At 66.8% G+C, this 20809-nt stretch carries 21 protein-coding genes and 3 pseudogenes; 5 read left to right on the top strand and 19 right to left on the bottom strand.

Annotation, left to right across the window (positions count from 1 at the left end):
* The 6 genes from ACZ4AA_RS33500 to ACZ4AA_RS33525 form a co-directional block, all read right to left on the bottom strand.
* The coding region (locus tag ACZ4AA_RS33500) for a transposase (RefSeq protein WP_467611109.1) at nt 1–293 on the bottom strand (293 nt) is incomplete at its 3' end.
* Nucleotides 294–652: 359 nt separating this feature from the next.
* Complete coding sequence (locus tag ACZ4AA_RS33505; RefSeq protein WP_467611111.1) at nt 653–1069, bottom strand: hypothetical protein; 417 nt, start codon at nt 1067–1069, stop codon at nt 653–655.
* Between the two features lie 407 nt (nt 1070–1476).
* Nucleotides 1477–3087, bottom strand: a complete 1611-nt coding sequence (locus tag ACZ4AA_RS33510) for an RHS repeat-associated core domain-containing protein (RefSeq protein WP_467611113.1) — start codon at nt 3085–3087, stop codon at nt 1477–1479.
* 17 nt (nt 3088–3104) lie between these two features.
* Nucleotides 3105–4577, bottom strand: coding sequence for a UvrD-helicase domain-containing protein (locus ACZ4AA_RS33515; RefSeq protein WP_467611115.1), 1473 nt, complete (start codon nt 4575–4577; stop codon nt 3105–3107).
* Nucleotides 4578–4691: 114 nt separating this feature from the next.
* Nucleotides 4692–5756, bottom strand: a complete 1065-nt coding sequence (locus ACZ4AA_RS33520) for a YdcF family protein (protein WP_467611117.1) — start codon at nt 5754–5756, stop codon at nt 4692–4694.
* 489 nt (nt 5757–6245) lie between these two features.
* Nucleotides 6246–6506 carry a hypothetical protein gene (locus ACZ4AA_RS33525; protein WP_467611119.1) on the bottom strand — a complete coding sequence of 87 codons (261 nt, stop codon included), beginning with the start codon at nt 6504–6506 and terminating at the stop codon, nt 6246–6248.
* Between the two features lie 299 nt (nt 6507–6805).
* Between ACZ4AA_RS33525 and ACZ4AA_RS33530 the strand changes: the two genes are divergently transcribed.
* Nucleotides 6806–6967 (top strand): hypothetical protein, encoded by a 162-nt coding sequence (locus tag ACZ4AA_RS33530; RefSeq protein ID WP_467611121.1) that lies wholly within the window; start codon nt 6806–6808, stop codon nt 6965–6967.
* Between the two features lie 57 nt (nt 6968–7024).
* Here ACZ4AA_RS33530 and ACZ4AA_RS33535 read toward each other — a convergent pair whose 3' ends face one another.
* From ACZ4AA_RS33535 to ACZ4AA_RS33545, 3 genes are all read right to left on the bottom strand, one after another.
* The gene (locus tag ACZ4AA_RS33535) at nt 7025–7402 is read right to left on the bottom strand and encodes a fic family toxin-antitoxin system, toxin component (protein WP_467611123.1); all 378 of its coding nucleotides are present in this window, start codon (nt 7400–7402) and stop codon (nt 7025–7027) included.
* Entirely contained in the window at nt 7402–7641 is a 240-nt protein-coding gene (locus tag ACZ4AA_RS33540; RefSeq protein WP_467611125.1) for a hypothetical protein, read from the bottom strand. The genes ACZ4AA_RS33535 and ACZ4AA_RS33540 overlap by 1 nt, the downstream gene beginning before the upstream one ends.
* 429 nt (nt 7642–8070) lie before the next feature.
* Nucleotides 8071–9639: a hypothetical protein gene (locus ACZ4AA_RS33545; RefSeq protein ID WP_467611127.1), complete on the bottom strand. Its 1569-nt coding sequence runs from the start codon at nt 9637–9639 to the stop codon at nt 8071–8073.
* Nucleotides 9640–10028: 389 nt separating this feature from the next.
* On the opposite strand from ACZ4AA_RS33545, the gene ACZ4AA_RS33550 reads away from it, so the two are divergent.
* A complete protein-coding gene (locus tag ACZ4AA_RS33550) occupies nt 10029–10241 on the top strand; it encodes a hypothetical protein (protein WP_467611129.1) in 213 nt (70 codons plus the stop codon).
* Nucleotides 10242–10433: 192 nt separating this feature from the next.
* On the opposite strand, the gene ACZ4AA_RS33555 is transcribed toward ACZ4AA_RS33550, so the two are convergent.
* From ACZ4AA_RS33555 to ACZ4AA_RS33565, 3 genes and pseudogenes are all read right to left on the bottom strand, one after another.
* Nucleotides 10434–10658: a hypothetical protein gene (locus ACZ4AA_RS33555; RefSeq protein WP_467611131.1), complete on the bottom strand. Its 225-nt coding sequence runs from the start codon at nt 10656–10658 to the stop codon at nt 10434–10436.
* 268 nt (nt 10659–10926) lie between these two features.
* A pseudogene (locus ACZ4AA_RS33560) lies at nt 10927–11004 on the bottom strand (DUF6009 family protein); the annotation flags it as partial.
* A pseudogene (locus tag ACZ4AA_RS33565) lies at nt 11001–11063 on the bottom strand (MerR family transcriptional regulator); the annotation flags it as partial. The pseudogenes ACZ4AA_RS33560 and ACZ4AA_RS33565, both read right to left, overlap by 4 nt.
* Before the next feature lie 119 nt (nt 11064–11182).
* On the opposite strand from ACZ4AA_RS33565, the gene ACZ4AA_RS33570 reads away from it, so the two are divergent.
* Nucleotides 11183–12868, top strand: a complete 1686-nt coding sequence (locus tag ACZ4AA_RS33570) for a ribonuclease J (RefSeq protein WP_467611133.1) — start codon at nt 11183–11185, stop codon at nt 12866–12868.
* A 441-nt stretch (nt 12869–13309) separates the two neighbouring features.
* Here the strand turns inward: ACZ4AA_RS33570 and ACZ4AA_RS33575 are convergent, their stop codons facing one another.
* The 4 genes from ACZ4AA_RS33575 to ACZ4AA_RS33590 form a co-directional block, all read right to left on the bottom strand.
* On the bottom strand, nt 13310–13654 hold the full coding sequence (locus ACZ4AA_RS33575) for an STAS domain-containing protein (RefSeq protein ID WP_467611243.1): 345 nt from the start codon (nt 13652–13654) through the stop codon (nt 13310–13312).
* A 9-nt stretch (nt 13655–13663) separates the two neighbouring features.
* On the bottom strand, nt 13664–14935 hold the full coding sequence (locus ACZ4AA_RS33580) for a PP2C family protein-serine/threonine phosphatase (RefSeq protein ID WP_467611135.1): 1272 nt from the start codon (nt 14933–14935) through the stop codon (nt 13664–13666).
* Nucleotides 14935–15738: an alpha/beta fold hydrolase gene (locus tag ACZ4AA_RS33585; protein WP_467611245.1), complete on the bottom strand. Its 804-nt coding sequence runs from the start codon at nt 15736–15738 to the stop codon at nt 14935–14937. Before ACZ4AA_RS33585 ends, ACZ4AA_RS33580 begins: the two co-directional genes overlap by 1 nt.
* 426 nt (nt 15739–16164) lie before the next feature.
* Nucleotides 16165–16368, bottom strand: a complete 204-nt coding sequence (locus ACZ4AA_RS33590) for a cold-shock protein (protein WP_467611137.1) — start codon at nt 16366–16368, stop codon at nt 16165–16167.
* Between the two features lie 284 nt (nt 16369–16652).
* On the opposite strand from ACZ4AA_RS33590, the gene ACZ4AA_RS33595 reads away from it, so the two are divergent.
* Nucleotides 16653–17408: a transposase family protein gene (locus ACZ4AA_RS33595; RefSeq protein ID WP_467611139.1), complete on the top strand. Its 756-nt coding sequence runs from the start codon at nt 16653–16655 to the stop codon at nt 17406–17408.
* Nucleotides 17409–17700: 292 nt separating this feature from the next.
* Here ACZ4AA_RS33595 and ACZ4AA_RS33600 read toward each other — a convergent pair whose 3' ends face one another.
* From ACZ4AA_RS33600 to ACZ4AA_RS33610, 3 genes are all read right to left on the bottom strand, one after another.
* Nucleotides 17701–18222 (bottom strand): hypothetical protein, encoded by a 522-nt coding sequence (locus tag ACZ4AA_RS33600; protein ID WP_467611141.1) that lies wholly within the window; start codon nt 18220–18222, stop codon nt 17701–17703.
* Nucleotides 18223–18361: 139 nt separating this feature from the next.
* Nucleotides 18362–18538 (bottom strand): hypothetical protein, encoded by a 177-nt coding sequence (locus ACZ4AA_RS33605; RefSeq protein WP_467611143.1) that lies wholly within the window; start codon nt 18536–18538, stop codon nt 18362–18364.
* A 479-nt stretch (nt 18539–19017) separates the two neighbouring features.
* Nucleotides 19018–19353, bottom strand: a complete 336-nt coding sequence (locus ACZ4AA_RS33610) for a helix-turn-helix domain-containing protein (RefSeq protein ID WP_467611145.1) — start codon at nt 19351–19353, stop codon at nt 19018–19020.
* A gap of 899 nt (nt 19354–20252) precedes the next feature.
* Between ACZ4AA_RS33610 and ACZ4AA_RS33615 the strand changes: the two are divergent.
* Nucleotides 20253–20715: pseudogene (locus ACZ4AA_RS33615) on the top strand (PP2C family protein-serine/threonine phosphatase); the annotation flags it as partial.
* Nucleotides 20716–20809: the final 94 nt, after the last annotated feature.

A 20809-nucleotide genomic window follows, 5' to 3' on the forward strand; every position in this document is an offset into this window, starting at 1 on the left:
AGACGTCTCGCTTCGAACCGGGGCAACCGCAGCCCGGCCAGCGCAGTTCGCAGCCGCTCAACATCGATGCGGCCGCGGTTGAGGGCTCCGTACATGGCTCCGTGCCCACGGCGATGCTCAGGCACCAGCGTCAGGTCCACCGGCGATACAACCGGCCCATCGACACACAGCACCGCGTCGGTCAGTTCGAACAGTTCATCGCCCCGCGCGGTCAAACACTCGTAGAAGTCGGCCCGGAAGCATGACGCTTCCACGAACGCTTCCCGCCGGACACGGCGATGCAGCACACTCATGGCAACAGCCTTCGGTTGATCCCGTATCTCTGTGACGGAGCACAGGATCAAGCGAAGGCTGTTGCCATGTCTGGCAAATGCCCAGGTGAGCAACCTAGTTCGAGGCACATTTCGACACTCCTAGATAAAGAACAAGCTGAAGGCCTGCCGAAATCATTTCGGCAGGCCTTCAGGAAATCCTCCTGCATATCGAAATCTGACAGGGCCAGTCGACACACCTCTGACCATTCGATGTCGCGACTGGCGTCGAATCTACCTCGAATATCCCGACAGTATCATTCGACATCCTTCAATTCAGGGGAAATTCCCGATTTCACCTAGATGACCGAATCGCCTTGACGGGCCAGCATGATATTCATCTATGCACCGCTCGGGGGATCTTGGGGCCGCCTCTCCAGAATCAGCTTCAGCTGACGAACATCATCATCAAGACCCCAGCCTCTCTGCTGGCAAGCGTCGAGCAAGCGCTTCCCCGCCTTCGCCACATCAGACGCCAAGTCACCCTTCTCCAATTCGCTCGAAGTGAAGCCGGGATCTCCCTTCAGCACGATCTGAATTCGTGGCGCCACGGGCAGCATTTCGATCGAATAAGGGCCATCGAAGAATTCCACGTGAGCCTTCCTGCCCTGCACGGCCTCAAAAACCCCGTGCGCCAGGGCAGTTACATACGGCACGATCATGTCATTCCATCTTCGATGAGGAAAATACTGACCCTCCAGCTCATGCCAGACATTTCCCCAAATGGCTCCGGATTTCGCCTTTTCCAGAGACTCCAACTCGACAAGTGTGCGAAACATCATCCACGCCTCGCAGGGTAGGCAGTTTCGATCTCACCCGTATTTCTATTGAACCACATTTCGATGGTCAGACCGTTACTCATGCCCCTCATCCTGACCCGATCGCCCTGCACCTTCAGCGCAGGTCCAGCATATCGATAAGCTTGACGAACAGTTGATTCGATCTGCGCAGGCATCATGTCGTCATGGTACTTGTCCTTGTAACGAACCCCACCGTTCCTCTTAACCTGTTCCACGCTCTGCCGATACCCCTCCCCTCCCGCAGTATGATTATTGATGATGTGAGGCATGTCGATTTTTACTGTTCTCCATCCGGGAACATTAAAATTCTTCGGCCTCGTCGCCGACGGCCTGTGCGAAAATACGACTGCCAGAAATGTCGGTACTTAGTATGCGTCTCCGGATACGTCATAGCCATTCTTCGCCGCCCAATTGTCAAACTGGGTTCCGTAATCGCATCCAGGCGCGCCGGCTCCTCCGTTCCAGCAGTCGCCATCAAACAGTACGCCGAAATACTCGGCGAAATGAGGGACATTGGAAACCAACCCCATGATCACATTACCTACCGGGTTGGTGCTGCCTCCAGGAGGACTCTGACCGCTCGTCCCGGCTCCGGTATTCTGCTCCACGTCTTCCGGCCCTGACGTCACGCCCGTCCCCGAATCGACATTGGATACGTTTCCGCCGCTACCGGCGTGGGACGTTCCTCCGCCTCCACAAGGACAAACGCTTCCACCACCAGGAGTGCCGTCTGCATTCCTGTTCGTCGATCCATTGCCGGTGCTAGGACCGTGTGGTTGGCCATCAGCGCTGCAGAACGGCGGGCACTGCTTTACTTCGTTGTTGCAGGTTCCCGTCATGCCGCAGTCTCCGGCACCATCGATCGTGAGCCCGGTCGGGTCGGAAACAGTCGCGGGGTTGTTGTTGGCGTAGCTGTAGCCGTTGAGTGACTGGTGCTGGTCAAGGCTGAGGAGCGGGTCGACGCTGATGAACTGGCCGATGGCCGGGTCGTATTCGCGCGCTCCGATGTGGGTAAGGCTTGTTGATTCGTCTACGGGTTTCCCGAGGAATGCCTTGTCGTCGGGCCAGGTGGTGGCCTTGGTACCTCGTGGTGCGCCGAACGGTGTCGTGTAGCGCTTGGTGGTGGCGTAGGTGGTGGCGTCGAAGGCGAGGCTTGCGGTTCCGTGGGGGTCGGAGGCAAGGAAGGTGGGCTTTGTGCCGGAAGTGCCGGACTTGGCGGTGCGGACGGCGATCGTCTGGCCGTTGGCGGTGTAGTAGCGCGTTCCGGTGACGGTCTTGGTGGTGCCTGTGACGGTCAGCCGGACTTCGGCGCCGCCGAGGTAGAGGACGGTGTCGCCGTCTCCCTTGGCGCGGCGGATGAGGAGTTCGCCGTTGGCGTCGTAGAGGTAGCTGGTCTCTTTGGTTTTCTCGGTGGTCTTGGTCAGCTTGCCTTCGGCGTTCCAGAGCAGGGTCTGCTGTGCGCTGGGGCCAGGGCGTGCTGTGGTGTTGCCGGCCGCGTCGTAGGTGTAGGTGCCGGCCGTGGCTCCGGTGGTGTTGTCGAGGGTGTGGGGCCTGGTGTCGGTGGTGGCGTCGTACTGGTAGGTGGTGGTGCTGTCACCGGTGGTGGTGTGTTTGGTTTCGGTTTTGCGCTGGCCGGCGGTGGTGTAGGTGTACGAGGTCCAGTAGGGGGCTGCGCCGTCGATGTTGGTGGTGGTGCGGCCGGCGGCAGCGCAGTCGGCGGTCTTGGGGGTCCAGGCTTCGGTTATGCGGCTGTTGCTGTCGTAGGTGAAGCACTGGTTGTCGGTTTTGGTGGTGCCGCCCTGGGTGGAGGCGTCGGAGATGGAGGTGACGTTGCCTGCGTCGTCCTGGGTGTAGCGGGTGTCCTGCGGCATGTAGCTGTGGACGTCATCGGTGATGAACGAGCGGGTCAGACGGCGGGTGCCACGCTCGTAGTCCCAGTGGAGGTAGACCTTCTTGGCCGTGTCCCCTGCGTTCATTCCCAGGTCGAGCTGCGTCAGGTCGCCCTGGGGTGAGAATACGGCGCCCTGAAGATAGCCGGTCGTACCGGTTGCGGACGTCTGCTGACCGGTGTCGTTGTACTTGTAGGAGACGGTCTCCGCGGGGAGGCCGCCGACGGCAGGCTGGGAGTACTGGCTGACGGTGCCGTCGGCCTTGTAGCTGGCGGAGAAGTTGAGCGTCGCGGGGACGCCAGCGCTGACGAGCGGCGGGTGCGGGTGCGGGTGACGGCCACGTAGGCGAGGCGGGCTTCGCTGTTTTCGATCGGGTCGGGGATGGCCCGCCCGCTGTCGTCGGTTTGGCCGCTGTCCTTCGGCGGGGTGAAGTCGTCGGCGATCCTCACGCAGGCCCATTCGCGGCCTTTGGCTTTGCGGGCGGTCGAGACCGTGACGTTGGCCGCTTGTTCGGGAACAAACCGGGCTACTGCGTCGAGGATGGTTTCGGTGCCGTGGGTGTCGACGAGGTCGACCAGCGGTTGCAGGTCGCGTCCCGCCGGGTCGTGGGAGGCGTAGTCCTGCAGTTCTCCCCAGGTGGCGAAGAGGACGAGTTCCAGGTGGGTGGTGCGGCGGCCGTCTTTGAGGTCCTGGGCGGACAGTGCCAGGGCACGCAGACTGTCGCCTCCGCCGACCAGTCCGACCTTTTGGCCGGCGGCGAGGAGGTTCATCGCCTGGGCCATGGCACCGACGTTGGTACGGCACAGCACCGCGTCGGGGTGGGTGACAGGGCCCAGGTCGGTGGGCACAGTGTCGGTGCCGGTGAGGCGGATCGGGGCGTCGGCGATGGCCAGCCACCGGTTCGCTTCCGCAGCGAGGTGGGGGCCGAAGCGGAAGGACTGGGAGAGGGCGAGCTGGATGCCGTCGAAGCCGGTCATGACGTCTTTGGCGCCGCGCCAGTCGTAGATGGCCTGGGCGGAGTCGCCGACCATGACGAGCTGGGCGTGGTCGCGTTGAGCGAGGAAGATCTGTTCGACGACGGGGTTGGTGTCCTGGGCTTCGTCCAGGAGCAGGAAGTCGGCGTCAATCCTGGGCTGGGCGAGGGCCCAGATCTTCAGGTAGTGGTCGTGTTCGAAGCGGACCGCGCCGTCGTCGGGGTTTTGCAGGTCGATCCAGGCCTTGCGGGCGAACGGCACGACGTAGCTGGCGAGTTGAGCGTGCAGTTTCGCGTCTTCGAGGCCGCGCAGACGCGGGACGTGACGGCGGGCGACGTCCGTATCGGCGGTGTGGCAGAAGCGGGTCACGGTACGCAGGGCCGTGTTGGAGAGGGTCTTCTGCGACAGGTCGCGTTCGCCGATGCGGATGGCTTTGGTGATGCCGAGGACTTGTCCGGTCTGCCAGGCGGGGCGACGGGGTGCGTTGAGGCGGCGGGTGTAGCGGTGGCCGACGGCGGCGTAGGCCAGGGCGTGGGCTGAGGTAGACCAGCCCGAACGTCGGAGCTCCGCACCACAACCAAGGTGCGAAGCTCCTTCATCCACTGTCGCTGCCGCCAGACCAGCGGCATAGCGACATGGGGTGTTCGGCGCGGGCGCGGGTTGCCGGCGAAGCCACGCCCGCGCCTGCTGCCCGGGGCGCCACGTACGAGGGGTGCTTCAGCGTTGGAAGACCGCTGTCGCCACGGGCACTGCCAGCAGCAGGCTGAGCCCGATCAGGGGCAGCCGGTCCAGCCACAGGACGGCGGCGAACTCACGCAGGGTCGCGGAGAGCCAGTACGCGGGAGAGGTCGGCGCGCCCACGACGTGGACCAGGACGCCGGCGCGACGGGCCAGCAGGGCCGTGCGGTAGACGTGGAAGCCGCTGGTGACCACCGTGGCACGGTGCCCGGAAGCGGTGCGGTCCATGAGAGCCGCGCTGAAGCGGAGGTTCTGCCCGGTGTTCACGGAGCGGTCCTCCCGCACGATCCGGTCGGCGGCCACCCCGCGTGCGCGCAGGTAGTCGGCCATCGCGTCCGCCTCTGAGCGCACCTCGTCGCCGCCCTGGCCGCCCGAGACGACGAACACCACACCGTCTGCGTCCGGTGCGCCGGCGGCGTCGAACGCGAGGGCCCGCTCCAGCCTGCGGCGCAGCAGCGGACCGGGCCGGTCGCCATTGAGTCCGGCGCCCAGGACGACGACATGGGTGGTCCCCGGCGGCGGGGTGCTGCGGCCACGGACGAACACGTAGACGGTGAAGGCGAGGAAGAGCAGGCTGAGGTATCCGGCAGCCGCGTTCACCGCCACCATGAGGGCACCCGCCACCTCGCCCCCGACCGTCTGGACGACCGCGTCGAGGCCGAGCACCGACAGCAGCGCGCAGCCGGCGGCGACGGTGGCCAGCAGGGACGGCTGCGGTCCGTATCGCCGGAGCAGGACGATGCCGTCGACCAGCAGGAGCAGGCCCAGCGCGAGGGTCATGAGCAGGGCGGCGACGGCGAGCACGGTCACGACGGTGGGGTGAGTCTCCGCACCGCGGGCGGCCACCCCGAGCCCGGCCGACGTCACCGCGAGGCAGAACAGGACAGCGGTGGAGAACCGGTGCGGCGCCAGCACGGCATGGACGACGCCGCCCACAGCGAACACCGCCGCGGCAACGTACTCCGGGTACTGCGGCACGTCCCTCACCACTCCGCTCTCCCGCCCGCCGGGGCCGACCTCGTCCACCTGTCGCCGCCTGCGCATTCCCGGCCCCGCACAGCTGCGGTGCCCGGTGCGGACGGCCGCCGGACATCCTCGCAGACCCGTCCGGGCGCGCCGTACGCAGGCGGGCGCCGACGCGATCAGCCGGGACCGGCTCTATCTATGAGAACGGACAGCGAATATCCACCACTTCGGGAGCCACTCAGGATTCGAACCCTCCGTAACCTGCGCCCGGTCAGTACGGAGCATTCAGTCCCACCAGTCGTTGCCGGTGTGCCAGCGCTGCACCCATTCCTCGAAGCCCCATGCCTGGTCGCCGGGCGCCGGGACGGCGCCGACGTCGGCGATCATCCACACCTCGCCGCGGCGGGGGCCAGCGGTCAGCAGGAGCCAGAACGACTGCCCGTCCTCGGACCCGAGAACGATGGACCCCTTGTTGAATGCGGCGTCGATCCGCGGGTCCTCGAGGGCGACACTCTCGTCGTCCTCCCACGACCAGGCTGCCTCCAGGGGGAACGGTTGGCCGGGCTGTCATGGGCCAAGGTCGGACCATGGGTCGGGCAGCCAGCCGAGCGGCTGGAGACCGCCGTCGCCGGCGGGGCCGAGGCCGGACCCGTTGCTGATCTCCGCGATGAACGTCCTGTACGGCTCCGGGAGAACCACCCGGTTCTCCTGCTCCCAGTCCGCGACGGCTTCATGTCCGAGCGCCGGCTCGCGCCATTCCGGCGAAAACGCGGAGCGCAGGAAGTCGAGAGTGGCTTCGGTGGGACGCTGATCACGTGTGTCTGTCACGGCAGCATGCTGGCGGAAGGGTCTGACACCCCGGATCGCGGCTGCCTCACTCCGGAGCTGTGCTGACCAGGTCATGAAAATCGAACAGAGACGGAAGCAGGTACCTCCCGAAGTGGTGGATATTCGCTGTCTGTTCTCGTGGCCAAAGCCAGGTTCATCTGTGACGAGGATGGCTCTGCTGGCGGCTTTCACCCAAGGTCTCGGAATCGACCTCTCGCCGCGTGGACCGGGGCCGCTCGTCCACGCAGCCCCCACCGGGGGTAGCCTTCCCGTCCGTTCGCAGGCCCCCTGGAGGACCAGTGCACACTGCCGTTTGGCTCCTCAAGAGCACGCTGGGCTTTGGCGGCTTCCTGGTGTCCGCATGGGAGATGGACCGCCAGGCTTCAGGACCGGGCTGGCGAAAGCCGCGGGTCTTCGCCGCGGCGGCGGCCCTGGTGCTCGCCGGGGCCCTTCCGACCTAGCTCGACCGCAGGCCGGAGGACAGGGGGATGCCGTCCAGAGGGCCGGGGGTGCGGGCGTCAGGTGGTGGCGGGCCAGGTGCGCAGCAGGGCGGCGATCTTCCCGGCGGTGCAGGTGGAGTCCAGGAGGAGGTCCTTGAGGGCGATGGCGTCCTCGCGGGAGGGTTTGACGGGGATGCCGGCGGCTTCGAGGTACATGACGCCGGTGGCGGCGGCGACGGCCATGTTGGAGCGCTCCAGCCAATGACAGCGGCCCAGGGTGTGGACGAGGGCGGCGGCTTTGGCGTAGGGGCCGTCGTAGACGGGCTGCTCGAACACGTCGGCGCGGTGACGGGCGACCGCGGAGACGGGCACGCCGTAGTCGTCGGGGGCCGGGTCATCGGCTCCGGCGGCTTCGGCGACCTGCAGGATCCAGGGAACGTCGATGTGCACGTTCATCAGGCCGCGTGCGCTCCCCGAGTGGTCTGCTGGGCGTTCTCGGCGTCGTCGAAGACGCTCTGGTGCTCGGCCAGGAAACGAGCGGCCGCGTCCACCGCGCGGGCGCGCAGGCCGCTGGTGTCGTCCTGCACCAGGCGAGCGAGGTAGTCGCCGATGCTCAGGCCCAGGTCGGAGGCCCGCTTCCGCGCGAGTTCCGCCACGTCCTCGTCCACCCGTGCGCCCAGTTGTGTCTTCGCCATACCCGCATGGTAACAGTCGTTACCACGCTGTGGAGGGGCATGTCGACGTCAGCCGACTGCGATCGTGCAGTACTCAGAAGGGACGGCGGCGAATTCGCACGCGGCAGCATCCTGCTCGCCCTCAGTTCGGTGCTGCTGCACAGATACGCTGCTGCCGCACGCGTCCCGGCACCGAAGCAGGCCGGATTCTGCGCCACGATCAGGCTGAGGATCTTCACCTTGGTCGACTCCACCTCCCAACTTGCGTCTACGGAGTCGGAGTACTCGGCATCGCGGGACTCCCGCTGCTTGTGCTTCCGGAACTGGCCCGCCGTCTTTTCGAAGTCCTGGTTGGCCTGCTCGCATGTCGCGGACCGCTCGGACGTGCACCTGATCCAGATGTGGGTCGTCCCCGGCGCGGTGGGGCATGAACCGCCTGGCTTCCTGCGGTCAGCCGAACAGCAGCAGCGCAAGCGCCAGCGCCGCGTTGACGACGAGCAGGGCAACGCCCACGGGCCGGCCCCTGTCTGCGGGAGCACTGTGCCCGGTCGGCCGCAGAGCGGGATCGGCTTGCAGGGCGCGGATACCGTCGACCGCCCGCAGCGCCTCCGGTCTGCGGCGGAAACGACGGCTGAGCCAAGCCGGGGCGACCACACCAAAGATCTCCGCGCCGCGGGCGCCCTCGCCGACCCGGTCGATTCTGAATCCGCGGCCCCACAGCCAAACTTGGCTGAACTCGTCCCAGGGTATGTGCCGGACCCGGCGTACCCCGACAGCCCGCAGGCCCGCGCTGTCCGCCGTGACGCGCCAGCTGAACTGCGTCGCGATCAAGAGGGTGCTGCCGAGGATGAAAAACGCAGGAAACACGCGTTGCCCGAGCGACATGCCGCCGATCACGGTCAGGTCGCCCACCACAAAGGCCATCAGGGCGCCTTGGGTGAGGACGGCGCACCATCTGCTCCCGGTTCCTGGCCCCCAGCTCAAGGGCACCACGCCGGGGGCCGGTGTCTCGGGCCGGCTGTCGGGATACTCCTGACGCGCCGGTCCGATGTCGTATTCGGTGCACGGGCGGGGTGCTTGCTGTCCGTCGGACGAGACGAGGACGAGCCCGCCGCCGGGATGCGGCGGGCCGAACAGCACGGCCTCACGCAGCCGGTTGTGCACGGGAATGCGGGACTCACCGAGGACGACCCGGGTGTAGCAGCTCAGGAGCGGGCGGCGCCCTTCGATGTCGTCGGCCGCGAAGACGTAGGTACGCCGGTCGTTCCCCCCACCCCCTTCGCGCACGAGCACACGCAACACGGGCACGGGCCCTTGGCGGAGCGCGGCGGCACGCCGTCGGTCCCTGACGTAGTACGCCAGGCTCAGCGAGCCGATGATGGTGCCGAAGAATGCCAGCGCCTGCCGCCAGGTCTCGGTGTCGATCCACTCGGTGACGCCGAGCGGCCCGAGAACGAAGGCGAGGACGGCGACGGCGATCATCACGATGCCACAACCGGGCCGCTCGCCCGTGTCGCCCAGGCGAGTTCTCAGCCCTTCGGGCAGTGGATGCCACCCGCGGCCGGCGACCTCCTCTGCCAGCCGACGCTGACGGCGTGCGGCGGTGAGCCTGTGCAGACAACCGAGACACGCGTAGCAGGCCGCGACCGTCAGGCTGATGCCCGCCGCAATGGGAGTGCGCGGGTCAAAGAGCGCCCAGAGGGCCACCAGAGGGAGCACCGCTGCGGTGGCCAGAGGCAGCAGTCTGACGCCCCGGTAGACAATGGCGTAGACGAGCGCACCCATGGCCGTAGCGAGCCAGTCGGGAGTGCACGAGCCTTGGCCTGAGCAGAAGTAGGCGTCCTCCGGGGCCAGCCGGAGGACAGCCATGCTCGCGAGCACCAAGGCCAGACCCGTGGGGATGGGATGCGCCCAGCGCCCGGGCCGCAGCGCACGCCAGCGCTCCGCGTCGGAGGAGAGCCAGTCAGCGATATCCGCCGGAACCGACTCGGGCACCAGGGGTACGGGGGCTTGGTCCACGACCTGCATTCTCAGGCCTAGCCCCTGACGGCCCACCCGCACCAGCCGACAAGAATATGAACAGATCGGAACGGTCGGGCAAAAACAGAAGGGTATGGCGCACGATGGGGAGCATCACGGCATAGCGGTTGCGGACGGTGTCGAGGGCTTCCTTGTGCTCGTAGCCGGGTCCAGGTCCGCTCCGGGCTGGCAAGGTAGCCGACTTCGCCTGGGCGCGCGGCGCGCCTGCTCCGACGGCCGGATCAGCGAGCGCGGCCATCGTCTGGTAGGTCTCGGGCCCAAGGAGTCGGCTCGCCGCGCAGGGCCAGGACCAGGGCCCACAACCAGCCCTCCGAACGGATCGGTGAGGACCAGGCCGTTCACGCCATGGCGTATGGCTGGACAGATCAGTGCTCCGCTTCCGCATCCACCAGATCTGGGCAGAGCACCGGCTCGAGAGCACCTCACCGCACAGGGGTGCACGGCATCAGATCTGCGCCCGGCGCGGCATCACCGCCCAGTACAACCGGACCATCACCAACGAGGACATCCTCAACCACGTACACGACTACGAACGCCGCTGGCAGGCCATCAGAAAGCACCAAGCCGAGACCCAGCCCTGAGCCCGGCGACCTCACAGGCGTCCTCGACGTCGTGGTCCTGCCGTGCAGGTACGGCCCGCCGGTCCGGCTCCGGCGCCGCCGTCAGGTCAGACGTGTAAATCCGTCGCCTGAACCCAACTCCCCCTGCCATTACGGACTCCACGCCACAGGGGAGGTACATCCACTACGCGGGCGGCGACCGCACCCAGACCCTCAAGGCCGGGCAGAGCCGGGTAGTTGCCGGGGCAGGTTCAGGCGCTGCGTCGTGGCTTTCGTCCTGTCGTCATTCTTGGCTGTTTTCTTGGCGGGCTGCTTCTTCGCCGTTTTTGCGGTCGTCGTCCTTTTGGCTGAGGTCTTCTTCTTGGGCAGGTCGTGGACGGTTGCGTCTTCGCCTCGGGACTTGCGGGCCTTGGCCACGGACTCCTTGAGCGCGGCCATTGGGTCGACGACTTGTGCCGGCGCCTCAGGCTCCTCGGCCCGCCATGTCCATCACCAGTGCGCCTCCACAGCTGGTCTGGAAGACCAGCAACAAGCAGCCCGTCGCTCCCCGGCGCCGTCTTCGAAGCCCATGGCCCGCACGAGGGTCTACTCACTCTCGCCACCGGCTGTGTTCACCGGGCGCCTGCTCACTACGCCGACCCCGGTCGACCGCCGGTTGGAAGACACCGGGTAGCACCGGCAGTCGTGCGTGTATAGGGCTGGCCCGTCACAGTGGGAGCGTTATGCCGAGTTCCTGCATCGCGGTGGAGGGTGGGCCGCCTTCTGAGCGTTCGGTTTTGTAGCCCGCAGCGGGGTGATCAGGCGGGCTTCGCCGATCGCGCGGAGGAAGCCCTGGGTGGTGCCGCAGGCGGCTGGTGAGGCGGTCGTTGGCCTGCTGCTGGCACCGTTCGATCCGCCGGCCGGAGGAAGAGATCGCCCAGGCAATGGATCACCTCGTTCCACTCTCCGGGTAACGTCCAGGCATGAGTCATCCGCACCCCGAGTTGAAAACCGCTCCGCCCCTTCCCGAAGGAGGGCTGCGGGTCATCGCCCTGGGCGGCCTGGGCGAGATCGGCCGCAACATGACCGTCTTCGAGCACGCCGGCAAACTGCTCATCGTCGACTGCGGCGTACTGTTCCCCGAAGAGACCCAGCCCGGCGTAGACGTAATCCTTCCGGACTTCACCTCCATCCGGGACCGGCTGGACGACATCGTGGCCGTGGTCCTCACGCACGGTCACGAGGACCACATCGGCGGCGTGCCCTACCTGCTGCGCGAGCGGTGCGACATTCCCATCGTCGCCTCCAAGCTGACGCTGGCGTTCCTGGAGGCCAAGCTCAAGGAACACGGCATCCGGCCGCGCACGGTGCGCGTGCGGGAGGGCGACCGGCGCAGCTTCGGGCCCTTCGACTGCGAGTTCGTGGCGGTCAACCACTCCATCCCGGACGGCCTCGCGATCGCGATCCGCACCGGCGCCGGGATGGTGCTGCACACCGGCGACTTCAAGATGGACCAGTTCCCTCTCGACGACCGCATCACCGATCTGCGTGCCTTCGCCCGCCTCGGCGAGGAGGGCGTGGACCTGTTCCTCACCGACTCCACCAACGCCGAAGTACCCGGCTTCACCACCTCCGAGCGTGAGCTGAACCCGGCGATCGAGCAGGTGCTGCGCACCGCGCCGCGCCGGGTCATCGTCTCCAGCTTCGCCAGCCATGTGCACCGCATCCAACAGGTCCTGGACGCCGCCCACCAGCACGGCCGCAAGGTCGCCTTCGTCGGCCGGTCGATGGTCCGCAACATGGGAATCGCCCGTGACCTGGGTTATCTGAAGGTACCCTCCGGTCTGATCGTGAGCACGAAGGAGCTGGAGAAGCTCCCGGACCACAAGATCACTCTGGTGTGCACCGGCTCCCAGGGCGAACCGATGGCCGCGCTGTCACGGATGGCCAACCGCGACCACCAGATCCGTATCGGCAAGGGCGACACCGTCCTGCTCGCCAGCTCCCTCATCCCCGGCAACGAGAGCGCCATCTACCGCGTCATCAACGGTCTTACCCGGTGGGGCGCCCACGTGGTCCACAAGGGCAACGCCAAGGTCCACGTCTCCGGGCACGCCAGCGCCGGCGAACTCGTCTACTGCTACAACATCGTCAAACCCCGCAACGTCATGCCTGTGCACGGCGAATGGCGCCACCTGCAGGCCAACGGCGACCTCGCCATTCGTACCGGTGTCGACCCGGACCGGGTCGTCATCGCCGAGGACGGCGTCGTCGTCGACCTCGTCGACGGCCGCGCGTCCATCACCGGGAAGGTCCCCGCAGGCTACGTCTACGTGGACGGGATGGAGGTCGGCGGCGTCACCGAAGCCTCCCTCAAGGACCGCCGCACGCTTGGGGAAGAGGGTGTAGTCACGGTGGTGGCGATCGTCGACGCCGACACCGGCGCCCTCGCCGAAGCCCCCGACTTCCTGGCCCGCGGCTTCGCCCATGACGACACCACCTTCGAGTCGGTCATCCCCGTCATCGAGAAGACCCTGGCCACCGCCGCCGACGAAGGTGTAGGGGACGCGATCCAACTCGAACAGCTCATCGCCCGCGCCGTGGCGAACTGGGCGTTTCGCACCTACCGCCGCAGGCCCCTCATCATCCCTGTCATCATCGACGCCTGAGCCGCAGCACGGCAGCTCGGTCGCCGAGGTCGGGCACGGGAGTCAGCAGCCGCCTCGGGAAACCGGGGCGGCAACACACTCCACATGGTGAGTCATCGGGAAGATGTCGCCGGAGCCCACCCTGCGAGAACCAGTAGGTCAGTCGACAGGCGGCTCGGCCAGCCGGAGCCGGTGTATCCGGAAGTGTCCTCGCGCCGTGGCGTTCCACAGATTGTCTCGAGAATGACAGTACGGACTCGTAGGGTTCACGTCTCGGTGGGAACCCTCGGGGCGAATGGGGCTCCTTTGCCTGTGCCCAGGGGAGCGCGGAGAGGTCTCCGCAATGGGCGGTGATCGGGCCGATACGTGGTGGACAGCAGCCCCGGACCGAAACGGCCCCGCAGGGGGGATTGCTCCATTCTTGCGGGCGCGATTCAGTCCCTGGTGGCACGGTCCTGGTGATCAGCAGGTTGTGGAACTGGGGTTGGTGGCTGTTGATGTGTCGGGGTGGAGGGTGAATACTCGGTCCAGGCTGGCGATACGCAGGATCCGGGCGGTGTTGGCGGGCACTGCGGCCAGGGCCATGTCGCCGCTTTGTTCCGTAGCCAGGTTGCGTGTCGCCAGCAATGCGGTAATGCCGCTGGAGTCGCAGAATTCCAGGCCGGCCAGATCCAGGACCAGCAGTTGTCCACTGTCGAGGGTGAGACGGTCCACGGCCTGGCGGAGTTCGGGTGCCGTCGCATGGTCGAGGTCACCGGTGATCTCCAGTACGGGACCGGTGGCCGCGTCTCGAGCAGTGATCGTCAGCGGCTCATATCAGGTCTTCACTCGCTGGGTGGGAAGCGGGGCGGGCACGCCGAGGGCGAGCAGCGCTGTGTCGTCGTCGAGTCCGTCGCCGAAGCCGGTGAGGAGCCCAGTCAGGGCGGTTATAAGGGCCTGGGGCCCCGTGGCGGGCTGTTCGGCGGTGAAAGCGCGCAGGGCGTCATCGCCGTAGCACTCACGATCGGGCCCGGTGCGGGCTTCGGTCAGGCCGTCGGTGAAGAGCAGCAGGGTGTCGCCGGGCGACAGCTGGGTCCGGGCGGGTGTGAACTGTGCCTGGGGCAGGACGCCGATGAGCATGCCACCGGGGGTGGGCAGGTAGTGCGCGGTGCCGTCGGCGCGTTGGATCAGTGCGGAGGGGTGGCCGCCGGAGGCCAAGTGCACGCTGACGTGGTCGTCGGCGGGGTTGAGGACGCCGAATATGGCGGTGCAGTAGCGGGTGTCGCCGCTGGTGTACCGCTCGTGCAGCACGGTGTTCAGGGTGCTCAGCACGGTGACGGGGTCCGGGTCGTGCAGGGCGGCGGCCCGCAGCGTGTAGTGGGTCAGTGAGGTGACCGCGGCGGCCTGGGGGCCTTTGCCACACACGTCGCCGAGGAAGAACGCCCACCGGTCCGCGTCGAGGGGGAACAGGTCGTAGAAGTCTCCTCCGAGAAGATCCGGAGAGGCGGTGTGGTAGTAGGAGCCGGCTTCCAGGCCCGGAACCGTGGGCAGTTCGGCGGGCAGCAGGCTCTGCTGGAGGACGGCGAGGGCTTCCTGGAGTCGTTCGCGGTCGGCCTCGGCCTGCCGGCGCGCTTCTTCGGCCGCCTGACGTCCGCGCAGCAGCTCGGTCTCGTAGGCGCGGCGGTCGCGGGCGTCGAAGACGGTGGTGCGGATCAGCAGCGGCTCACCGTCGTCGCTGGTCTTCACCTTCGATGTGACCAGCACCGGCATCCGCTGCTTTCCGGCGGCTTTGATGTCCAGGGCGATGCCGCTGACCTCGCCCTTCATCTGCAACAACGGGGCGAAGTGCGTCTCGTGGTAGAGCTTTCCGCCCACCGTGAGCAGATCGGCGAACCGCATCCGGCCCACTGCCTGAGTCCGGGACAGGCCAAGCCAATCCAGCAACGTGGTGTTGATCTTCGCGATGGTGCCGTCCATCAGCGTTGACAGGTAGCCACAGGGCGCGTGCTCGTACAGCTCCTCTGTACTGTCCTCCAGCAGAGCAGTGAAGGCCGCGTCAGCGGCTTCCATCTGTTGTTCCTCGTCCAAATGTTGATCGCTGCGGCACATCAGCGGGCCACTTCTATGAAGTCGGCGATCGCCGCCGCGGTGGCCTGCGGTGCGCTCAATTGCGGGCAGTGCCCCGTCGCCTCCAGCGTGACCAGACGGCTGCCCGGGATCGCGTCGTTGACGAAGGCCCCGACCTCGCGGGGGGCGATCACGTCCTGCCTACACTCCAGCACGAGCGTCGGCACCGCGACCGTCTTGAGATCGGCGCGGCTGTCGGACAGGAACGTCGTGCGCGCGAAGACCCGGGCCATGTCCGGGTCGGTCGCACAGAACGAGGTGGTCAGCTCCTGGCCGAGTTCCGGCCGGTCCGCGTTCCCCATGATTACCGGGGCCATCGCGGCGGACCAGCCCAGATAGTTCGACTCCAGTGACTCCAGCAGCTCATCGATGTCGTCCGCGCTGAAGCCGCCCCGGTACTCGTCCTCGTCGATGTAGCGGGGCGAGGGAGCCACCATCACCAGATGGGAGAACCGTTGCGGCGCCCTGGCCGCCGCGAGCACCCCGACCATGGCACTGACCGAATGCCCCACGAAGATCACATCCCGCAGGTCCAGCTCCTCGCAGACCTCCAGCGCATCCGAGGCGTAGCCCTCCAACGAGCTGTAGCGCTGCTCAATCCAGGCAGAAGGGTCCGAGCGGCCGGAGCCCACGTAGTCGAACAGCACCACCCGAAAGTCCACGGCCAGCATGGGGACCACCAGACGCCACATGTTCTGGTCACAGCCGAAACCGTGCGCCAGCAGGAGCACCGGCCCGTCCGCACGGCCGGTGACGGTGACGTTGTTCCTGCGACGAATATCCATGCCCGCCAGTTTCCCATTACTCGGGGTGAGCGAGCCGAAGCGACTGCCCCGGCCCGAACCGGCGCCGGAGCCAAAAATGGGGGCGCCGGTCTGGCTGCTGGAGGAGTGGTCGTCCGTAGGTGCAGGGTTCATTCCGAACCTCCTCGATAGGGCACATGCCAACGAATTCCCGCTGTGCAAGAACAGTGCGGGAACCACAAGAACGAGCCGAATGAATGCGAAAGAAAATCTGGCCTGTAGTGAATCTGGTACGTATGCAGGCGATGAAAAAGTGGCGTCATATGGACGCGAAATCCAGGGCTTCAGACGGGTGCAGCTTCAGAGACCCATCGCCCGCAGGCATTATCCAAGGACGCGGTAAATGCCCGCAGCGGGGTGCGCACACCCCGAGAGGTCCGGGCCCCCGCTGCAGAGTGCGCGTCAACGTCAGACGGGAACGATATTCTCCGCCGTCGGGCCCTTCTGGCTCGGCACGATGTCGAAGGTGACCTTCTGGCCTTCAAGCAATTCACGGAAGCCCTGGGAAGCGATGTTCGAGAAGTGGGCGAACACGCTGGCGCCTCCGCCGTCCTGTTCGATGAATCCGAAACCCTTCGCCGCGTTGAACCACTTCACGGTGCCAGATGCCATGCCATATCTCCTTTGGGGCCGTACGCCGGGACCCGCAATGCGCGGATACCGGGTCGCCGCGATGACACCCTCCCGGAATGACCGGAAATACAAAAACGCTTCCACCGGCTGAAAGTACCGTTGGAGGCGCTTGAAGTTTGGGAACCAAGACTGCAACTGAGATCGACAGTGAGCCCTTTTCAAGCTGGCGGCGCTGACCGCGAGTTGGACTGTCCTGCACAACGACGAAGCTCCTGGTAGACGGGTTCTCGACCAAGATCACCCGTGTCCGCCAAGAGCTTCGCGTGCTTGTCTACCCGTCCTCGACTGATCTGTCCAGCCGCACCTTGCGGTTCCTGACCGGGCAACTGACAGCCCGGCGGCAGGAGATCGGAACGCGGTGGCGGCGCCTTCCTGCCGGACGTCAGGCCCTGCTCGCCCTGGCCCACCTGCGGTGCGGTGACACTTACGCCCAGCTCGCCGCCGGGTTCGGCATCGGGATCGCGACCGCGTACCGCTACATACGTGAAGCCGTCGAAGCCCTGGCCGCCCTCACGCCGTCCCTGGACGAGGCGATGACGACGATCCGGGCGAAGGCGTTCGTCATCCTCGACGGCACCTTGCTGCCGATCGACCGCATCGCCGCCGACGCCCCGTACTACTCCGGGAAACACAAACGCCACGGCATGAACGTCCAGGTCCTCACCGATCCCTTCGGACGACTGCTCTGGGCCTCGCCGGCTCTGCCCGGCTCGACTCACGACCTGACCGCCGCGCGGCAGCACGGGATCATCGAAGCCCTCGCCGATGCGGGGCTCAAATGCTGGGCGGACAAGGCGTACCAAGGCGCCGGCGGATCCGTCCGGGTTCCGTTTCGGGGCCGCCGCCTCAAGCGATGGAAGCGTCGCCACAACACCACCCACGCCAAGATCCGCTGCCTCGGCGAGCGGGCCATGGCCACCATCAAGGGCTGGCGCCTCCTGCGGAAGCTCCGCTGCAGCACCAACCGAATCACCGACGCGGTGAAGGCCGTCCTTGTCCTTCACCACGCATCAGCTTGAGGTTGGAAAAGGCTCAGTAACATACCATACTGGCCGGCGTGCGTTACAAAATTCCATTCTGCTCTCTGCGGTAAAAACACTCTCGGCATGGGGCGTTAAACCCTCACCTCGCGATCGTAGCTATTAATCCACAGCTGACCTCGATTGTTCACGAGTGGCGTGAACTCGGCCCGATCGACGGTGCGCCCGTAATGATCTCTGTCCTTCGAGGGTGGGCCTTCGCGTGACACTGCGGGTGCGCCGGGTTCCACGGGCCCGGGGCGCTGCTGGTCGTCCTCCTTCCTGGTCTTCGTCAGGTCGGTATTTTGGCGCCGCCAGGTGGCAGCCAGGAGATCGGAGAGGCGGGTCCAGGCGGTGGTGAACGCGGTGACCCAGCGCCAGGTGGACTCGATCGCGGCCATCGGCCGCGGGCGTGTTTCGTCAGGCGGGCGGGCAGGTGGTAGAGCCGAAAGCGCATGGTGTCCGGCTCGGCGGCGGCGAGGTGATCGACGTCGTGGAGGGCGAGGAGGCGGTCAGCTTCGCGAACTGCCGCCTTGAGGGCCGCACCCGGCGGACGATCAGCCCGCATCCCCTGCGGCCGTCCCTCGTGGATGTTCAGGCCGGTCATCTTCCAGCCCACCGTGTAACGCACCTTCCGACGTGCGGTATTGAGGGCTTCGAGGTGCTTCAGCAGGCCGTGGGTGGCGCCCGCGCCGTCGACCCGGACGAGGATTTTGGCGTGGGAGGAGTCAGGTATCTGTTCCAGTGCGGACACCAGGAAGCGGACGTGATCGGCGACCGTGTTCGTGCCTGCATCGCCCGGCCGCAGCTCCATGGCCGGGGACTCGCCGGCGTTCGCGCCCCTGCCACCAACGGATGGAACCTGAAGGTCTTCTTGAACGTGACCGCCGCGGGCTCCTTCTTCGAGGCTGCGGTGATGATCGTGGCGTCGAGGTCGATGACGATCCAGCCCGTCAGACGCCGGCCCGCCCAACCGTCAGCCAGGGAACGTCCCCGGGCCGCAGGTGCAGCCGGGACCACGCATGCCGGCGCACCTGACGGCGGGCCTTCGCCACCTGCCCCAGCGTCGCCTCGTCGAGCGCGGCCAGGGTCCGGCGGGCGGTGGAGTCCGAGGCGGGCGGACCGAACAACGGCCGGTGACGGAGCGGGAGCCGCTCGGCCTCCAGCAGGTTCGTCGCCTCAGCGTGATCGACACCGCGAGCCGCACCAGCAGCGCGGGCCGGTTCCGCTGGCCAGGCCCGCCCACCGGCAACACCCTCGCCAAGGCAGCGGCCAGCCCGACCCGGTCCGCACAACGCCGCAGCGGTGCCTCCTCGGCGTGTTCGACCAGTCCTTTGCCGTCGGCCCGCACGGCCGGCCGCCGGTCCCACCTTGTACGTCCGGTCGCCGGAAAAATGCCTTGACCTTCTGCCCGATACGTCCTCAACAAACGCGTCCTTGCAGGTCAACGGCACCTTTCTACTGTCGGGACGCCAGCCCGTCAATTCCGGTGAATAGCCAGGGCTGACGCAGACGCCGGCCGTCCGAACGCCCTGCCGCCGGACAGAACGACACGCGCGTCACACCCCGACATGTGTGTGCGGGAGCGCCGGAAACTGGACGCGCCGTCTCAGGACACGGGCGGATCGGACGGTCCGGCGGCGCGGTGGTGTTCGGCGTTGATGCGCTGTGCTTCTTCCAGCTGGTCTTCGAGGATGACGATGCGGCAGGCGGCCTCGATGGGGGTGCCCTGGTCGACGAGTTCCCGGGCGCGGGCGGCGATGCGCAGCTGGTAGCGGGAGTAGCGGCGGTGTCCGCCCGCGGAGCGCAGCGGGGTGATGAGGCGGGCTTCGCCGAGGGCGCGGAGGAACCCCTGGGTGGTGCCGAGCAACGCTGCGGCCCGGCCCATCGTGTAGGCGGGGTAGTCGTCGTCATCGAGACGGCCGAACGAGTCGTCTGCGGTCATCGCACCTCTCTGTGAAACGCATGGAGGGGCCCTGGCGTCAGTAGCGCCAGGGCCCCGAAGGAACAGCTACACCATCTGCCGGCTCTGATACTGCGCCGGCGTCATGTTTCCGCGGACCCGACCGGGATGCTGTCGGGGGCGCGGGGATCGCGGTTGCTTGACCGGAGACCACCTCACTATCGATGTCCTGCGGTACCCGGGCTCGACACTTGCACCCGGGCGATCCTGATGGCGCTTGGCTCCTCCGTTCTTCCCTCGTTGATCAACTCTTACCAAGCGGGGACTGCAACTGCTGGTACTGCTGTACTGCGGCCTGCTGGTGGTGCGAACTGCTCGGCGGCCTGTGACAGCGCCGCACTTCGGCAGCCAGCCCCGTCGCCCGTCCTGCGTCTGCTCTGGCTTGGAACCCCACTGCCGAACCTCCCGGTACGCGCGCCCGCAGCCGGCGCCTTTACCGAGGTGCTGCCCACTGACTTCACTGCTGGGTACTGCGCACTGCACTTGCGGGTACTGCCACTGCATCAACTGCGGTTCTGCTCACGGCGGCCCCTGATCACTGCGGGCCACCCGGTCCGGTCGTCAGCCCCGTCGCCGTCCTGCAACCACCCTGGCTCCAAAACTCCACCACCGCACCGCCCTGCACATTCCAACTGCATGTACTACTGCCTGGCACTTCGTGTCTGCCGGGCCCTGCTGATCTCGGCTACGAGAGAAACCATAGCCAGACGATCTCCCAATGTCTACTCCAGTCAGCATAGATTTTTGTGCGTTCGGCGGTGAGGTAAGCGACGGCAACGGAGGCTGGCACTCGTCACTGCCAGGGCGAGAAGGGCGAAAGGTCTGGGCAATGTGCAGCGGGCAGAAGAGTGTCGTCGCGCGATCCAAAAACCCTGGGACCCCAGCTCCTGCGCATCAGCCTGCTCGACGGCACCGCCGAGTTCATCAACGCCGGGCACCCCTGGCCACTGAGGATGCGGGACGGACAGGTGCGGGAGATCACTCCGAAGATCGATATGCCGTTCGGCTTCCACGCACCGCACAGCTACCGGGTCCAGTCGCTGGACCTGCGGCCGGGAGACCGGCTGGTGATGCTGACCGACGGCATGCTGGAGCGCAACGCCAACAGCCTCGATCTGCCGGACCTGATCGTCCGCACCCGCGCGCTCCATCCCCGCGAGGCCGCCCGCACCCTCATCGCCGCGGTCGTCGAGGCCAACCACGGTCACCTGCAGGACGACGCGACCCGTCATGTGCCTCGACTGGCACGGCATCGGCCACTCCCCTCGGGACGCCGACACCGGCGCCAACCTCGCCGACGCCTCCGCCCCGTCGCCAACGGGGCGGACCACTCCTCGGCGATGACCTTGAGACTGCTCCGCTCCCCCGCTTCGGGCGGCCCCTGAACCGCGGTGCGGAGGGGCGGACGGCTTTCGCGCGGGGCGCGATGCCTCGACGG

The organism is Streptomyces sp. NPDC024698 (assembly GCF_055559015.1).

What these genes read in the sequence shown, in the direction of transcription:
- ACZ4AA_RS33610 (WP_467611145.1), bottom strand. Translation starts at nt 19,353, where the DNA reads ATGACCGCAGACGACTCGTTCGGCCGTCTCGATGACGACGACTACCCC.
- ACZ4AA_RS33580 (WP_467611135.1), bottom strand. Translation starts at nt 14,935, where the DNA reads ATGTGCCGCAGCGATCAACATTTGGACGAGGAACAACAGATGGAAGCC.
- ACZ4AA_RS33600 (WP_467611141.1), bottom strand. Translation starts at nt 18,222, where the DNA reads ATGGAGCTGCGGCCGGGCGATGCAGGCACGAACACGGTCGCCGATCAC.
- ACZ4AA_RS33535 (WP_467611123.1), bottom strand. Translation starts at nt 7,402, where the DNA reads ATGAACGTGCACATCGACGTTCCCTGGATCCTGCAGGTCGCCGAAGCC.
- ACZ4AA_RS33570 (WP_467611133.1), top strand. Translation starts at nt 11,183, where the DNA reads ATGAGTCATCCGCACCCCGAGTTGAAAACCGCTCCGCCCCTTCCCGAA.
- ACZ4AA_RS33540 (WP_467611125.1), bottom strand. Translation starts at nt 7,641, where the DNA reads ATGGCGAAGACACAACTGGGCGCACGGGTGGACGAGGACGTGGCGGAA.
- ACZ4AA_RS33555 (WP_467611131.1), bottom strand. Translation starts at nt 10,658, where the DNA reads ATGGCCGCGCTCAAGGAGTCCGTGGCCAAGGCCCGCAAGTCCCGAGGC.
- ACZ4AA_RS33520 (WP_467611117.1), bottom strand. Translation starts at nt 5,756, where the DNA reads ATGCGCAGGCGGCGACAGGTGGACGAGGTCGGCCCCGGCGGGCGGGAG.
- ACZ4AA_RS33510 (WP_467611113.1), bottom strand. Translation starts at nt 3,087, where the DNA reads ATGAACGCAGGGGACACGGCCAAGAAGGTCTACCTCCACTGGGACTAC.
- ACZ4AA_RS33585 (WP_467611245.1), bottom strand. Translation starts at nt 15,738, where the DNA reads ATGGATATTCGTCGCAGGAACAACGTCACCGTCACCGGCCGTGCGGAC.
- ACZ4AA_RS33590 (WP_467611137.1), bottom strand. Translation starts at nt 16,368, where the DNA reads ATGGCATCTGGCACCGTGAAGTGGTTCAACGCGGCGAAGGGTTTCGGA.